Genomic DNA, 15,700 nt, shown 5'->3' with positions numbered 1-15,700 from the left:
GTCTTGCGCCGCAGGGCCCCCCACGACGATGCAGACGTTAGAGAGCCCGCCCCGATCCGTCAAACCCTTGAGATCGGACGGGTTTGAGACCGGCCATCCGCGGCCAAGCCCGATCCGAGAACATGGCAGCTGCCTGACGGCTATGGATGGTCAAAGACCATGTCAGTCTGTATCGGGGGCCTCCCACTCCTTGGTCCTTGATACGTGCAAGACAGCAGCTCCCACGCCGGGTTATCGGCAACGACCGTTGGCACCCTGTGCGGCATTGCCGCAGCGACATGCTGGGCGCTGGGCTTGGTCGTCGCCAAGCACGGCATCGCCATAGGCTTGGCGCCCACCGATCTCGCCTTCCACCGATTCGTCTGGTCGGGCCTGTTGCTGCTGCCGATGATGGCGCGCGTCGGCTTTGCCGATCTCGGCGGCGTGGGCTGGTGGCGCGGGCTGGTGATTCTCGTGCTGGCCGGGCCGTTGCAGGCCATCGCCAGCTATAGCGGTTTCTTTTTCGCCCCGCTTGGCCACGGCGCGGTCATTCATCCAGCGAGCGCCGCCCTGGGCGGATTGTTACTCGCTTATCTGGTCCTCGGCGAGCAGCTGAGCGGATCGCGCATCATCGGCGTGATCGGCATCATTCTCGGGCTGGCGGTGCTGGCAGGAGAAGCTGTCACCACGATCGGCGGCAATGCATGGACCGGCGATCTGCTGTTCGCGACCGCCGGCCTGATGTGGGCGGTTTTTACCACCTGCCTGCGCAAATGGCGCACCAGCGGCATCATGGCCGCGCGAATCGTCGGCACTTTGTCGCTGTTGATCTACGCACCGCTGCACGCGGTTCTGTTCGGGTTCGACCAGATGATCTCCGTCGGGCTGACGGAAAACCTCATTCAAATCGCCGTCCAGGGCATCTTCTCTGGATTGCTGGCGCTCTACCTGTTCGGCCGGGCGGTGACGGCGCTCGGCGCCGGCCGCGCCTCGACCTTTCCGGCTCTGGTCCCTGCCCTCACCGTGCTGATCGGATTCCTGATTCTCGGCGAAGTCCCGACGATCGCACAGCTCGCTGGCCTCGCCATTGTCGGCGTCGGCTTCCGGTTTGCGCTGAAGCCTTGAGACCGCAACCTTGAGCCTGAATGGAACCAGTGAGGCCTCAAGTTCTTGAATAGTCGGCTGGTGGAGCGGATTTGACATTCGCTCCCACCTAGCCGCGGGCTCGTCAAGCGAATGTCAAATCCAAAGCTTCACTAGAATCCAATACTTGCTAGTGGTCCTTTGATTCTAACATTCGCAAAAAGAGCCTGCCGAGAAGGGATGCGAATGTTAGAATCGGACCACTAGAGCATGATGCCGAAAAGTGCGTAGCGGTTTTCGGACGACATCATGCTCTAACGTCTTAGAATCGATCACGTTTATGATTTTGGATCGATCCGATCCAAAATCATCGCGATCGAATGCAGTGGCGTGCATACGCACGTCATCATGACGCGTTAGCGAGCACGAGGAAGCTAGCCATGGGCATTATCTGGACCATCATCATCGGGTTTATTGCCGGCGTTATCGCAAAATTCATTATGCCGGGGAGCAACGAGCCGTCGGGCTTCATCCTGACAACGATCCTCGGCATCGTGGGCGCGTTTGTCGCCACATTCCTTGGTCAGGCTGTCGGCTGGTATCACGCAGGAGAGGGCGCAGGCTTGATCGGCGCTGTCGTCGGCGCGATCATCGTTCTCTTTATCTGGGGAATGATCGCAAGCCGCAGAAGCACTGTTTGAATTGCGAGCTGACTAGTGTCCCGAATCCGAAGTTCGCCTGATTTTTGCAGCACCCTCGAGAGCGAACTTCGGATTCGAAGGACACTAGCAAATTCAACATTCTAGTGTCGTTTGGTTCAGAACATTCGCTTGAAGGACTCGCGGCAGTTTGTGACGCGAATTTCTGAACCACGACACGAGTGCCGCGATTTTGAAGTTCCTGACCATTTGCATCAAGCTTCTGTCAGGAACTTCAAAATCAAAAGCGGCACTGGAATCGTAGACTTGCTAGTGCACCTTTGTTTCCGAAGTTCGTGTATGAGATCGCCGCGGATACAGCACGAACTTCGGAAACGGTGCACAAGACAGTCGCATCAATCAACGGAGAGCAACATGAGCGAGCGCAGCGGATTTCCTTCGATGACGGCGCTGCTGGGTCTGATCGCCATTGCCGGCTATCAGAACAGAGACAAGATCGCTGAGATTTTGAAAGATTTCTCTGGCGGCGGTGCGGCGCCCGCCGGCGGCAAGACACCGCAAGGGCAGGTCGCGCAGGGTCAGGCACCGCAAGGACAGGTCACGGGCCAGACTGCCGGACAGGGCCAGCTTGGCGGCTTGCGCGACATCCTTGGCGGCGCCAGCGCCGGCGGCCTTCTCACCGGCGGTCTCGGCGAATTGATGGACCGGATGAACAACGCGGGTCACAAAGACACCGCCGATTCATGGGTTGGCAAAGGTCCGAACAAGGATATCGCACCGACCGATCTCAAAACCGCGATCGGTCCCGAAGTCCTGCAGACACTGTCGCGGGCGACCGGTCTCAGTCAGGACGAATTGCTGAACCGGCTGTCGCGCGAATTGCCGGCCGCAGTCGATAAATACACGCCGGAAGGGCGGCTGTCGGCGTAAGCGGCCAAGGTGCGATCTTTGCTCGACGCCCGCGTGCGCACCACGCGGGCGTTTTGCGTTTGCAGATCATGGATTTTCTTGCCATCGCCGGCGACTATTATCGACAGCATGATCTAGGCGCGGAGATACCGCGGTCGCAATCGAAATTCTGGATTGTTGCCTCTTGTTCTCCCAGACTCCCTCCCAATCGGCAGCGTGGAAGACCTTCCTAGCGCCAATTGCTGAGAGGAATGAAGGAATGACCGAGCCTTGCAAGGTAACCTCTCCATCGTAATCGACAACGGTTACGTTTTCGGCGCCAAATGCTTTTTGAAAAGCTCCGATACGCGTCTCAAAATCGAGAAGCCACGTGTCAGGCTCGACATAGTTGAATGCGTCTTTGTCCGTTGAGAACGGGATGTGCGTTGACAGTTGAGCCTTGAATGACTCAAGCCATGCTGACCGTTCTCTCTGATAAATGATAATGGACGTCTGTCGTCGGCCGAGAAGATCGTGAAGCCGCCTGATCTCATCTTCGAAACGAAGGTAAGAAATGCCCTCCGCCGAGAACAGAATTGTCTTGCATGGCGATGCGTCGATTGCCTCTTTGATCTGCGCTGCGATGACAGGGAACATCGCGGAAGACCGAAAACCCGACGCCTTCTTCCAACTCGACATTCGCTCGTCGCGCATTGACGCGGCATGAAGCTCGACATGATTATTGCTGATATATCGACCTGAGTAAAAATCGATATCGGCCGCACGCAATACGTGGCGGTTCCGATTCAAAAATGATTGGATTGAGGTCGTACCGGTCTTGTGAAAGCCGGCATGCACAATGATTTTTTTCAAAAAACGAACTATTCCAAACAGAACTTCTAAAATGACTTTCGACCAGCAGTCGATAGTCGGCCTGAAAGCCCATTGCAATTGTTTTTTGTTCCCGCAACGGCGATGATTCGCGCGCTGTCCGGCCGCTCATTATCGCAATTCTAAACTGATGGCGTCACTGCACCTTGCAGATCGTCGGCTTGGTCTTCGGCCGCTTCAAGGTCGCCTGCTGGCCCTTGATCCAGAACGACACGCCGCCTTTGGCATAGCGCCCGCCGTCTGCCGACAGCCGCTGCGGCAACGCCAGCGCCTTGCCGTCGACCTGGATGCGGGCAGTTCTGTCTTGCGGATAAAAAGCGGCAACGACCGGCGTGCCATCCGCGCAGAGATAGCGAACGAAAGTCTGCGCCTGCGCCGGAAGACTGGCGGTCATCAGCACCGCGGTGGCAGCAAGGCAAGCGCCGATGTGACAATGACGTGACGTTGAAGATGCCGAGATATCGATTCCATTCTGAATCATGGGCGTACCCTTCCATGCGCCTCTGTCATCAAACTATCACTGGCTAGACGCTAGATCGCGCATCCGATTCGATATCAGGAGATTGCATTGGCCACCAGCGCGATGGCAACGGCCGACGAGCGTCTGAAACAGGCGGTGCGCCGCAATACGCTGCTGTCCCGCGAGGGCTTGCTCGAAGCCGCCTTTGCCCGGCTGTTCAAGGGCATGGTCTATCCGCAGATCTGGGAAGACCCGGAAATCGACCTTGAGGCGCTGGCGATCCAGCCCGGCAACCATGTTGTCACCATCGCGTCCGGCGGCTGCAATGTCCTGTCCTACCTGGTCGCGGGCCCCGAAAAGATCACCGCACTCGATCTCAGCCGCGCCCATATCGCGCTCAACCGGCTGAAGCTCGAAGGCATTCGCCGCCTGCCCGATTACGAGGCCTATTACGGGTTCTTCGGCGCCGCCGACCGCGACGACAACATCCATCTCTACCAGCAGCATATCGCCCGCTTTCTCGATCCGGACACTCGCGCTTATTGGGAGACGCGACAGAAATTCGGCCTCGGCGATCCGCGCATCTCCGTCTTCAGCCGCAATCTCTATCGCTATGGTCTGCTCGGACGTTTCATCGGCTTCGGCCACGCGATCGCAAAGCTTTACGGCGTCGATCCGCGCGACATGCTGCGCGCACAGACGCTGGAAGAGCAGCGCGTTTATTTCGACAAGGTGCTGGCGCCGTTATTCGACAAGCGTTTCGTGCGCTGGTTCACCTCGCGGCAATTCTCATTGTACGGCCTCGGCATTCCGCCCGCGCAATATGAGGCGCTGGCGCTCGCCGGCACCGGCGGCATGTCATCGATCCTGCGCCAGCGCATGGAGAAGCTGACCTGCGATTTCAGCCTCGATGACAACTATTTCGCCTGGCAGGCGCTCGGTCGCTCCTATGCAAAAGACGGACGTGGCCCGCTACCGCCTTATCTGCGCGCCGAACATTTCGAAACGATTCGCGACCGCGCCGACCGCGCGCAGGTGCTGAACCGGTCCTTCACCGAATATCTGCACAGCCTGCCGATGGAATCGGCCGATCGCTTCGTCCTGCTCGATGCGCAGGACTGGATGACCGACACGCAGCTCAATGCGCTGTGGCGCGAGATCACCCGCACCGCGCGACCGGGCGCGCGCGTGATTTTCCGCACCGCTGCCGAGCCGAGCCTGTTGCCGGGCCGCGTCGAGGACGCCGTTCTCGATCGCTGGACTTACGAGGCGCATGCATCGCGCGATTTCACGCGGCGCGATCGCTCGGCAATCTATGGCGGTTTTCATCTCTACACGCTGCGGGATGCGTCATGAGCGAAGCCACCATCAACACTCAGTTGATGGACCGGATCTACCGGCGTCAGCATCATATCTACGACCTGACGCGGAAATATTATCTGCTCGGCCGCGATCAGTTGATCACTGGTTTGCGCCCGAGTTCCGGCGACGCGATTCTCGAGATCGGCTGCGGAACGGGGCGCAACCTGACGATTGCCGCGAGACGCTATCCGGCGGCGCGGTTCTACGGCGTCGATGTCTCGACCGTGATGCTGACTCGCGCGATCGACTCGCTCGGCCGCGCCGGCCTCTCAAATCGCGTGCGCGTCGCGCATGGTGACGCCACGGCGTTCGATCCCGACCGTCTGTTCGGCCGCAAGAGCTTCGATCGCATCTTCATCTCCTACAGCGTCTCGATGATCCCGGACTGGAACGGCGCCATCGACCGCGCCGTCGCGCTGCTGGCACCGGGCGGCGAATTGCATATCGTCGATTTCGGCGGACAGTCGCGGTTGCCGTCGTTCTTCCGTACCGCGTTGCGGCACTGGCTGAAGGCGTTTCACGTCACCCCGCGCGACGGGCTCGAGCGCTGGCTGACGGCCTGCGCCCGGCGGACCGGTGCGATCCTGACCATCCACCGGCCCTATCGCGACTATGCGCAATATGCCGTGCTGAGGATGCCGGACTGACACGCCGGCTACGCAACAACTCTCCGTTGAATTGACATTGCCGTTTGGCGTCTTCAACGTCATATGACGCTGGGGCGACAGGTTGAACGACCTTTGTCGCGATGCGTGAAACGGAGCGGCCATGACTTCACCCCGCGTGGTCATTGTCGGCGGCGGCTTCGCCGGCATCGAGGCGGCCCGCGCGCTGGCCAAGTATGCCGAAACGCTGGCACCGGTCGACATCATCCTGGTCGACCGACAGAATCACCATTGCTTCCAGCCGCTGCTCTATCAGGTCGCGACCGCGGCGCTCTCCCCGGCCGACATCGCCTGGCCGATCCGCTCCATTCTCAACCGCCAGCCGAACCTGCGCGTCATCATGGCCAAGGTGACCGGCGTCGATACGCAAGCGCGCATTGTCCATACCGACGAACTCGATCTGCCATATGATTATCTCGTGCTCGCCAGCGGCGTGACCCATGCCTATTTCGGCCACGACGAATGGGAGAGTGTCGCGCCCGGCTTGAAGCAGCTCGAAGACGCGCGGCACATTCGCGCGCGGTTTCTGCTGGCCTTCGAGCGTGCGGAAATCGCGGACGACGAAGCGCTCCGCCGCAAGCTGCTGACTTTCGTCATCGTCGGCGGCGGGCCGACCGGCGTCGAGATGGCCGGATCGATGGCGGAAGTCGCGAAAGAAACGTTGAAGTCGGATTTTCGCGAGATCGATCCGCGCATGTCGCGCATCGTGCTGATCGAAGCGGGCCCGCGCATCCTGCCGGCCTTGCCGGAAAACCTCTCGAATTATGCGCAGCGCGCGCTTGAGAAGATGGGCGTCGAGGTGCTCGTCAATACGAAAGTGACCGATTGCGATGCCGATGGTGTGTCGCTTGGTGATACGCGCATCGACGCCTCGACCATCGTCTGGGCGGCGGGCGTCGTGGCCTCGCCGGCGGCGCAATGGATTCATGCCGAACACGATCGCGCCGGGCGCATCATGGTCGCGCCCGATCTGTCGGTGCCCGGCCTGCAAAATGTTTTCGTCGCCGGCGATCTCGCCTCGGTGAAGGACCAGGACGGCAAACCGGTGCCGGGCATCGCACCGGCGGCCAAGCAGATGGGCCGTTATATCGGTCGCCTCATTGCTGCGCGCGTTGCGGGAGAGACAGACAACAAGCCATTCGTCTACAGCCATGCCGGCGATCTGGCGACAGTCGGACGCAGGGCCGCCGTGGTGAAGATCGGCCGGTTCGAACTGACCGGCTTCATCGGCTGGCTGTTCTGGGGCATTGCCCACATCTATTTTCTGATCGGGCTGCGCAACCGTTTCGTGGTCGCGGTGACATGGCTGTGGAGTTATCTCACCTTCCGGCGTGGCGCGCGGCTGATTTCGACGGGGGATAACAATTCAGTCGTCATTCCGGAAGGCGCGCGCCGATCTCGGGTAAACCCGAGATCGGTATGAATTCATGATCCAAGTCGGCTATAGCCGACTTGGATGCGCGGCTGTCCGGAATCCAGAATAAAAGGGATTTGCAGAAGCTTATAGCTCTGGATTCCAGGCTCGCGAACTTCGTTCGCGCCCCGGAATGACGGCTGCAACTACTGCAGCATCCGCTCGTAATTGATCTTGAACAGGCTGGGATCCGGCTTCTTGCTCTGATCGAGATTGTAAACCGCGACCGTGGTGTCGAAGCCTTGCGGATCGGTCACCGTCCATTGCTTCAGGGTGAGATCCTTGGCGTCGAACATCAGCATCAGTTTGTGCTTGCCGCCGAGCGCCTGCTTTTCCTCGATCACCATGGTCGAGAAGATATCGTCGGAATAGATGCCGACGACATTGGTGTCGCGCAGAAGATCGATCTTGTCGGCGAGCAGGAAGCGCAACGGCGTCTGCCCGAGCGGATAGAGATCCTGCGTCGCCAAGCGGCGGTCGCGCACCACCACCGACGTACCATCGGCGATCAACTGGGTCGGGCTCGGGTCTTCATATTCGAAGCGGAGCTTGCCCGGCTTCATCAGATAGAGATCGCCCTGGGTCTTGCGGCCATCCGGCCCGACCTGGACGAATCGGCCGGTCGCCTGCCGCATGCCAGAGAGATAGGCGCTGATCTTGTCGGCGAGCGCGCGCTGGCCGGCGTCGAATCCACCTGCAGCTGCGGTGCCGGCCATCCCATTCGGACGCGACGGCAAAGCCGGTTCACCCACGGCGCCGGGCGGCACCGGGCGCGCCTGCGCCATCTTCATTTTGCTGGATTTTGCAAAGGGCGCGGGCTTCGGCAGCGGGACGGACTGCGCCAACGCCGCCGGAATAGCGATAAGCCCCGCCACAAGGCAGGTCGTCACCACAGCGCACAGTTTCGGCAGCGTCCGCGTCATACTCAACTCCGTCTGGGAAGGCTTTCGGCTAACCCACCCCTGTGGCGTTTTGGCGGCTCCATGAGGCGAATCCGGGGTGAACCGGCTACGCGAAGCCAGAATTTAGCAGCTTGATCACGATGATTTTGGATCATTCGATCCAAAATCATAAAACGTGATCGATTCTAATAAGTTAGAGCACGATGTTGTCCGAAAACCGCTTCGCACTTTTCGGCATCATGCTCGTGTCAGCCGAACCGGCTAGCACCCTCCTCGATCAGGATTTCGCGTTTGCCGGCATGATTGGCCTGGCCGACCACACCTTCCTGTTCCATCCGCTCCATCAGCGTGGCGGCACGATTGTAACCGATCTGCAGCCGCCGCTGGATGTAGCTGGTCGATGCCTTGCGATCGCGCAGCACGATATCGACCGCCTGCTGATAAAGGTCCTTCTCGGCGCCCATGCCTGTCGCGTCGAACACCGCGCCGTCTTCGTCCTCGCTGTCGTCACGCGTGACCTCTTCGAGATATTGCGGCACGCCCTGCGACTTGAGGTGACGGACGACCTTTTCCACTTCATCGTCGGCGACGAACGGCCCGTGCACGCGGCTGATGCGGCCGCCGCCGGCCATGTAAAGCATGTCGCCCTGACCGAGCAGTTGCTCGGCGCCCTGCTCGCCCAGAATGGTGCGGCTGTCGATCTTCGACGTGACCTGGAAGGAGATGCGGGTCGGGAAGTTCGCCTTGATCGTGCCGGTGATGACATCGACCGACGGACGCTGCGTCGCCAGCACGACATGAATGCCGGCCGCACGTGCCATCTGCGCCAGACGCTGAATCGCGCCTTCGATGTCCTTGCCGGCGACCATCATCAGGTCGGCCATTTCGTCGACGATCACCACGACATAAGGAAGCTCTTCGAATTCGAGCTCTTCCTTCTCGTAGATCGCTTCGCCCGATTCCTTGTCATAGCCTGTATGGACCGTGCGCGAGAGCGCCTCGCCCTTGGCCTTGGCTTCGACAAGCCGCGTGTTGTAACCGTCGATGTTGCGCACACCGAGCTTCGACATTTTCTTGTAGCGCTCTTCCATCTCGCGCACGGCCCATTTCAGCGCGACGACGGCTTTCTTCGGATCGGTGACCACCGGCGTGAGCAGATGCGGAATGCCGTCATAGACCGACAATTCCAGCATCTTCGGATCGATCATGATCAGGCGGCATTGATCCGGCCGCAGCTTGTAAAGCAGCGACAGCAGCATCGTATTGATGGCGACCGATTTACCGGAGCCGGTGGTGCCCGCGATCAGCAAGTGCGGCATGCGGGCGAGATCGACCACCACCGGTTCGCCGCCGATGGTCTTGCCGAGGCAGAGCGGCAGCTTCGCCTGCGTGTTGTTGTATTCGCCGGCTGCCAGCATCTCGCGGAAATAAACCTTCTCGCGGATTTCGTTCGGCAGTTCGATGCCGATGGCATTGCGCCCCGGCACCACCGCAACGCGCGCGGAGATCGCGCTCATCGAACGCGCAATGTCGTCGGCCAAACCGATCACGCGCGACGACTTGATGCCGGGCGCCGGCTCAAGTTCGTACAGCGTCACCACCGGCCCCGGACGCGCGTTAATGATTTCGCCTTTGACGCCGAAATCTTCCAGCACGCTTTCCAGTGCTTCGGCGCGCTCTTCGATTTCTTCGGTGCTCAACGTTGCGCGATCGCTGGCCTTCGGCGCGGCCAGAAGATTCAGCGCGGGAAGAACGAAGCCACCCTTCTTGGTTTTGGGCTGCTGCACCTGCACGCGCGATTTGCGCGGCGCGGGTGCCGGCTCCTCTTCTTCTTCCTCCTCCTCCTTATCCTCGTAAGCCGACTCGTCATCCTCATCGAGGTCATTCTCTTCGGGCTCGGCAGGGCGCATCCGCGGTTCGGCGCGCGATTTGCCTTTTGCCCGCACCGGCAGGTCATCCATGTCATCGCCGGCCAGCTGTTTGCGCAGGAACAGCATCAGCCGCGCCTTGGCGCTGAGCAGCGTATGCACCAGCCAGCCGATGGAGATCGACGTGCGCTCGTCTTCCTCCTCCAGCTCTTCGGCTTCGCGATGCAGGTCTTCCGCCAGATCGCCCGGCGGCTGCAGGCCGAGGCCGGCCGCAATCGCGAGCATCGCCAAGGCGGCAAAGCCGCTGATCGTGGCGAGAAGCAACCGACTCATCCCCGGCAGCGGGGTGCCCAGAATCAACGTCGGCAGCTTCAGCATGGCGTCACCCATGACGCCACCCATGCCGGCCGGCAGCGGCCAGCCGACGCTGCGCGGCAGACACCCCGCAAAGGCTGCCGCGAGCAGAAGTCCGCCGAACCAGAACGCCGATCGCGTCCATTTACGGGTGACCGGGCGATGCGTCAGCATCCGCCAACCCCAGATGGCGACAGGCAGCACCAGCACGATGGACGCGAGACCGAAAAGCTGAACCGACAGATCGGCAAAGCTCGCGCCTGGACGTCCGAGCAGATTGCGCACCGGCGCATCGGTAGCGTGACTGAAGCTCGGGTCCTGCACCGACCAGGTGGCGAGCGCCAGCGTCAGCATCAGCGACAACAAGATCAGCGCCAGGCCGATCAGCTCGCCGATCCGGCGGCGGATCGCGCCGCGGAAATCGTCGGAGAGGAAATCGAGGCTTTCGAGGCTGCGGTCGATGAAGGCAGGCATGCTTCCCCCTCACCCGAGCACGTTGACGAGGCGATGCAGCGCCTCGGCGGTGATTGCGTTGTCATGCACCATGGCGACGCGGATATAATCGCGGCCCGGATTGCTGCCATCGGCGTCCGTCTGCGCAGCATATTCACCCGGCAGAATGCGCAAGCCGGCCTCGCGCCACAAACGTTCAGCCGCGATCACGCTGCCGCCCTGCGCCGATACATCGAGCCAGAGGAAGAAGCCGCCGGCGGGACGCCGATAGCCGTAGCGGTCGCCGATGATCTGATCGGCGAGATCGAATTTCTGCGCATAGGCGTTTCGATTCTCGATCACATGCGCCTCGTCGTCGAGTGCTGCGGCGGCAACGGCCTGCGCCGGCATCGGCACCTGCGGCGCGGAGTTATTGCGATATTCGAGAAAGCGCGTGATGAAAGCGCGGTCGCCGGCCACGAAGCCGACTCGCAGGCCCGGCAGGTTCGAGCGTTTCGACAGCGAATTGAAGACGACGACATTGCTATAATCGGGTCCGGCTATTTCCAGCATGCCCGCCGGTTTTTGACCGAAATAGATTTCCGAATAACACTCGTCGGAAAAAATCATGAAGTTATGCTTGCGCGCGAGCGTAAGCAGCTGGCGAAGGTAATCCTTGCTTGCGACCGCGCCTTGCGGATTGGCTGGCGAAGCGATGTAGAAAGCAACGGTGCGCGCCAGCAGCGATTCATCCAGCGAATCGATATCGGGAAGAAATCCGCTCTGTGCCGTCGTCGGCAGATAAACGGTATCGCAATGTGCCGCGGTCGCACCGGCGCTGTAAGCGCCGTAGCAGGGATTGGGAACGAGAATCGCCGGACGCCCGCCGCGCGGTGTTGCGTTATGGCTTGCGCAAAGAGCGGCGAGGAACAGGCCCTCGCGCGTGCCGTTTAGCACCAGCACTTCGGATTCAGGATCGAGTGAACGCGAAAGCGTGAAGCGGCGCGACAGCCAGTTCACAACCGATTGACGAAAGCCATCGGTGCCCTTGTTGGCCGGATAGCGGCCGAATTCGGCAATATGCTGCGCGAGGATCGGGGCGACAAAAGCCGGTACGGGATGCTGCGGCTCACCGACGGCGCAATTGATGACCGGCTTGCCGGGCTGATGCGGCGCCAGCAATTCGTTCAGGCGGACGAAGGGTGAGCGTGCTGGCGGCGAGCGCGTCTCGGCTTTCCGCGCGGACGACAGCGGCGACTCGCGTTCGGAAGCATTCATGAACATCACGCGCACATTTCGGCCAGATTGGTCAATCGGCCAAAGCCTAAGCGCCGCAGGTTAAGGTGCGATTAACCATCGGGGTCCTGTGGTCCATTGCGCTTACGCGCAGCCCGGGCACCCGTTACTTTCGCAATGCACATCCCTATTGTTACTCATTACTACTTATGTTGCCATAATTATGTAATAATATGGAATATTAGGCAATGTCAGATGTCCTCGTCACGGTCGAGCAGGCGGCCGACGCGCTGAACCTGCACCCCAAGACCATCCTTCGCTATATCCACGAGGGAAGACTGCCGGCAACGCGGGTCGGAAAATCCTATCGGATCGCCCGCACCAATCTGGACGCCTTCGCCGGCGTCGCGAGCGGCAAATCCGAAGCGACGGCCGGCGTGCGGACGACGTGCATTGTCGACATCCCCGATGTCTCCGCAGAGGCGGCGGAACGAACGGCGACATTCCTCCATGCTGCTGCAATGGCCGGCGATGGCGGGACGCCGCCACTGCATCTCCAGACAGCGTTCGATCCGCCGGCCAGGAGCATGAAGGTGGTGATGATCGGCAGCCCGTCCGACGTGAGCAAGCTGCTGGAGATGCTGCAGTTGCAACTGCGAGCGCGATCGTGAATGACGTCGTCTATCGCAGTGCCAACGCAGCCACGACTGTCGAGGCACAATACAGACGGGTCCTGGACACGTGGCCTGTTCCAAAAACCGAACGGCATGTGCCGACGCGTTACGGCTCGACATTCGTCCTCGCCTGTGGACCGGAGAGCGCACCGCCCGTCGTGCTGCTGCATGGCTCGCTGGCCAACTCGTCGGCATGGATGCTCGACGTGGCGTTATGGTCGACGAAGTTCAGGCTGTTTGCAGTCGATATGATCGGGGAGCCCGGCTTCAGCGCGCGTGTCCGCCCCGCGCTCGCCGGAAATGACCACGCCTTGTGGCTCGACGATGTTTTCGAAGGGCTCGGACTATCGCGCGCCGCCATTGTTGGAACATCGCTGGGCGGATGGCTGGCGCTCGATTATGCCAGCAGAAGGCCGAAAGCCGTTCGCGCGCTGGCGCTGATCTGTCCTGCCGGCATTGGCCGGCAGAAGAATCTCCTCCTGAAGGTGCTGCCGCTCCTGCTGCTCGGCTCCTGGGGCCGGCGCCGGATATGGGAATTGGTGTTCGGTCCAAAGCCAAAGACGCTGCCAGAAGCGGTGCAGCCGCTCGTCGCGCTCATGGACACCGTGGGGCGGGTCGTCAAGCCGCGCGTGGTCAGCATTCCACGATTGACCGATCCTCAGCTCGGTCAGCTCGACATGCCGATCCTGACGATCATTGGCGGGCGGGATGTTCTGCTGGATTCACGCGATACAAGGGAACGTCTGCAACGCAACGCTCCGCACGCGGAGATCTGCTTCATCGACGAAGGCTATCACTTCCTCCACGATCAGACGGCGCGCGTCATGGAGTTTCTGGAGCGAAGCGCTTCATCGTGAAACAACGAAAGAGGCCCCGGTCTTGCGACCGAGGCCTCCATCCGGCGAAGGGGCGGTGCCGGGTATACGCCCCGCCGCGCGACTCTGGATTACATGTTGTAGGCGCGCTCACCCTGCTCGGTGAGATCGAGGCCTTCACGCTCCTTCTCGACCGAAGCGCGCAGGCCGACGATGATGTTGACGATGAAGTACAGGATCGCCGAGCCGACGCCCGACCAGACGATCGTGAACAGCACGGCCTTGATTTGCGCCCACATCTGTGTGGCGAAGTCGTAATCGGCGACGCTGCCGGTCACGTAGTCGAACACGCCGGTCCCGCCGAGCGCTGGGGCGACCAGGATGCCGGTGCCGAGAGCGCCGACAATGCCGCCGATGGCATGAACGCCGAACACGTCGAGCGAGTCGTCGTAATCGAACATGTGCTTCACGGCCGAGCAGAAGAACAGGCAGACGACGCCGGCCACGAGGCCGAGAACGATCGAGCCGATCGGACCGGCAAAACCGGCTGCCGGCGTGACAGCCACGAGACCGGCAATAGCGCCGGTGACGATACCGAGCAGTGAAGCCTTACCCTTGATCATCCATTCGGCGAACATCCAGGACAATGCGGCGCCCGCTGTTGCAACGAACGTGTTGACGACCGCGAGTGAGGCGACGCCGGTGGCTTCGAGGTTGGAGCCGGCATTGAAGCCGAACCAGCCGACCCACAGCAGCGACGCGCCGATCATGGTCATGGTCAGCGAGTGAGGCGGCATCAGGTCTTTGCCGTAACCGGTGCGCTTGCCGACCATGATGGCGCCGACAAGACCCGCGATACCGGCATTGATATGCACCACCGTGCCGCCGGCAAAGTCGAGTGCGCCCCACGAGAAGAGCAGACCGGCGTCAGCCAGAACGGCGTCAAGCGCCTCTTGCAGCTTCGGCTTTTCTGCATCGGCCGCAGCAGCCAGGGCCTTGGCAGCCGCATCGATCGCGTCCGGGCCGGCCCAGTACCAAACCATGTGGGCCATCGGGTAGTAGATGAAGGTTGCCCAGAGCGGAATGAACAGCGCGACGGCCGCGAATTTCATGCGTTCGGCAAAGGCGCCGACGATCAGGGCCGGGGTGATGCAGGCGAAGGTGAGCTGGAACGCCAGATAGGCATATTCCGAAACACTGGCGTTGACCGAGAAGGTGCCGGCCATGGTGTCGGGCGTCACGCCGGCGAGGAAGGCCTTCGAGAAGCCGCCGACATAGGCAGAGCCTCCGGTGAAAGCGAGGCTGTAACCATAGATCACCCAGAGGATGGCGCAGATACAGACCGTGTAGAACACGTGCATCAGCACCGACAGCATGTTCTTGGAACGGACGAGACCGCCATAGAACAGTGCGAGGCCGGGAATCGTCATCAGCAGCACAAGAATGGCGGACGTCATCACCCAGGCGTTGTCGCCTTTGTTGACGGTCGGCTCGGCGATGGCCGCGGTGGCCGCGAGCGTCGCCGCTGCGGCGAGGGCGGCGGTCATTCCGGCCCGGTACGGAAACTTGAACGACATAATTTTTGCTCCTGTCCGAATACGTTCGGGTCGGGTTTAAAGGGCGGAGGTGTCGGTTTCGCCGGTGCGGATGCGCACCGCGGCTTCCAGAGGAAGGACGAAAATCTTGCCGTCGCCGATCTGGCCAGTCTTGGCGGCGCCGGCGATGGATTCGATGACCTTGTCGACCTGGTCGGAAGCGACGGCGACCTCGATCTTGAGCTTCGGCAGGAAGCTCACAGCGTATTCGGTGCCACGATAGATTTCAGTGTGCCCCTTTTGACGTCCATACCCCTTGACCTCAGTGACGGTCATGCCGTGCACCCCGATCGCGGTCAGGGCGTCGCGGACCTCGTCGAGCTTGAATGGCTTGATGACGGCCATGACGATTTTCATTTGGTTCGATCCCCGTTGGCCCGTTGCCATTTTTTCCCGGCACCGAGCTGACTACCTGGGCCTCGG

At 61.0% G+C, this 15,700-nt stretch carries 15 protein-coding genes; 8 read left to right on the top strand and 7 right to left on the bottom strand.

What is annotated here, in order from left to right:
- Positions 1-204: 204 nt before the first annotated feature.
- The 3 genes from CAK95_RS08640 to CAK95_RS08630 all read left to right on the top strand — a co-directional run bounded on the left by CAK95_RS08640 (position 205) and on the right by CAK95_RS08630 (position 2,651).
- Positions 205-1,104, top strand: a complete 900-nt coding sequence (locus CAK95_RS08640) for a DMT family transporter (RefSeq protein WP_086087550.1) — start codon at positions 205-207, stop codon at positions 1,102-1,104.
- A 398-nt stretch (positions 1,105-1,502) separates the two neighbouring features.
- Positions 1,503-1,763, top strand: coding sequence for a GlsB/YeaQ/YmgE family stress response membrane protein (locus CAK95_RS08635; RefSeq protein WP_086087549.1), 261 nt, complete (start codon positions 1,503-1,505; stop codon positions 1,761-1,763).
- Between the two features lie 372 nt (positions 1,764-2,135).
- Complete coding sequence (locus CAK95_RS08630) at positions 2,136-2,651, top strand: YidB family protein (RefSeq protein ID WP_086087548.1); 516 nt, start codon at positions 2,136-2,138, stop codon at positions 2,649-2,651.
- A 66-nt stretch (positions 2,652-2,717) separates the two neighbouring features.
- On the opposite strand, the gene CAK95_RS08625 is transcribed toward CAK95_RS08630, so the two are convergent.
- Positions 2,718-3,560, bottom strand: a complete 843-nt coding sequence (locus tag CAK95_RS08625; RefSeq protein ID WP_157699571.1) for a hypothetical protein — start codon at positions 3,558-3,560, stop codon at positions 2,718-2,720.
- Between the two features lie 76 nt (positions 3,561-3,636).
- Positions 3,637-3,981, bottom strand: a complete 345-nt coding sequence (locus CAK95_RS08620) for an MliC family protein (protein WP_086087546.1) — start codon at positions 3,979-3,981, stop codon at positions 3,637-3,639.
- Between the two features lie 87 nt (positions 3,982-4,068).
- Here CAK95_RS08620 and CAK95_RS08615 point away from each other — a divergent pair, with 87 nt between their 5' ends.
- From CAK95_RS08615 to CAK95_RS08605, 3 genes are all read left to right on the top strand, one after another.
- The gene (locus tag CAK95_RS08615; protein WP_425349681.1) at positions 4,069-5,316 is read left to right on the top strand and encodes a BtaA family protein; all 1,248 of its coding nucleotides are present in this window, start codon (positions 4,069-4,071) and stop codon (positions 5,314-5,316) included.
- Positions 5,313-5,969, top strand: a complete 657-nt coding sequence (locus CAK95_RS08610; RefSeq protein ID WP_086087544.1) for a class I SAM-dependent methyltransferase — start codon at positions 5,313-5,315, stop codon at positions 5,967-5,969. Before CAK95_RS08615 ends, CAK95_RS08610 begins: the two co-directional genes overlap by 4 nt.
- A gap of 121 nt (positions 5,970-6,090) precedes the next feature.
- Positions 6,091-7,410, top strand: a complete 1,320-nt coding sequence (locus CAK95_RS08605) for an NAD(P)/FAD-dependent oxidoreductase (protein WP_086087543.1) — start codon at positions 6,091-6,093, stop codon at positions 7,408-7,410.
- A gap of 137 nt (positions 7,411-7,547) precedes the next feature.
- On the opposite strand, the gene CAK95_RS08600 is transcribed toward CAK95_RS08605, so the two are convergent.
- The 3 genes from CAK95_RS08600 to CAK95_RS08590 all read right to left on the bottom strand — a co-directional run bounded on the left by CAK95_RS08600 (position 7,548) and on the right by CAK95_RS08590 (position 12,241).
- Positions 7,548-8,324: an outer membrane lipoprotein carrier protein LolA gene (locus tag CAK95_RS08600; protein WP_086087542.1), complete on the bottom strand. Its 777-nt coding sequence runs from the start codon at positions 8,322-8,324 to the stop codon at positions 7,548-7,550.
- Positions 8,325-8,551: 227 nt separating this feature from the next.
- Complete coding sequence (locus tag CAK95_RS08595; RefSeq protein ID WP_086087541.1) at positions 8,552-10,999, bottom strand: DNA translocase FtsK; 2,448 nt, start codon at positions 10,997-10,999, stop codon at positions 8,552-8,554.
- A 9-nt stretch (positions 11,000-11,008) separates the two neighbouring features.
- Complete coding sequence (locus CAK95_RS08590; protein ID WP_425349680.1) at positions 11,009-12,241, bottom strand: aminotransferase class I/II-fold pyridoxal phosphate-dependent enzyme; 1,233 nt, start codon at positions 12,239-12,241, stop codon at positions 11,009-11,011.
- Positions 12,242-12,441: 200 nt separating this feature from the next.
- Between CAK95_RS08590 and CAK95_RS08585 the strand changes: the two genes are divergently transcribed.
- On the top strand, positions 12,442-12,864 hold the full coding sequence (locus tag CAK95_RS08585; RefSeq protein WP_086087540.1) for a helix-turn-helix domain-containing protein: 423 nt from the start codon (positions 12,442-12,444) through the stop codon (positions 12,862-12,864).
- Positions 12,861-13,724 carry an alpha/beta fold hydrolase gene (locus tag CAK95_RS08580; protein WP_086087539.1) on the top strand — a complete coding sequence of 288 codons (864 nt, stop codon included), beginning with the start codon at positions 12,861-12,863 and terminating at the stop codon, positions 13,722-13,724. Before CAK95_RS08585 ends, CAK95_RS08580 begins: the two co-directional genes overlap by 4 nt.
- Positions 13,725-13,813: 89 nt before the next feature.
- On the opposite strand, the gene CAK95_RS08575 is transcribed toward CAK95_RS08580, so the two are convergent.
- Entirely contained in the window at positions 13,814-15,259 is a 1,446-nt protein-coding gene (locus CAK95_RS08575; RefSeq protein ID WP_086087538.1) for an ammonium transporter, read from the bottom strand.
- Between the two features lie 36 nt (positions 15,260-15,295).
- A complete protein-coding gene (locus CAK95_RS08570) occupies positions 15,296-15,634 on the bottom strand; it encodes a P-II family nitrogen regulator (RefSeq protein WP_086087537.1) in 339 nt (112 codons plus the stop codon).
- Positions 15,635-15,700 lie beyond the last annotated feature (66 nt).

The sequence above is a fragment of the Pseudorhodoplanes sinuspersici genome (assembly GCF_002119765.1).
Lineage (GTDB): Bacteria > Pseudomonadota > Alphaproteobacteria > Rhizobiales > Xanthobacteraceae > Pseudorhodoplanes > Pseudorhodoplanes sinuspersici.
This window is presented reverse-complemented; position numbering and strand designations above follow the sequence as displayed.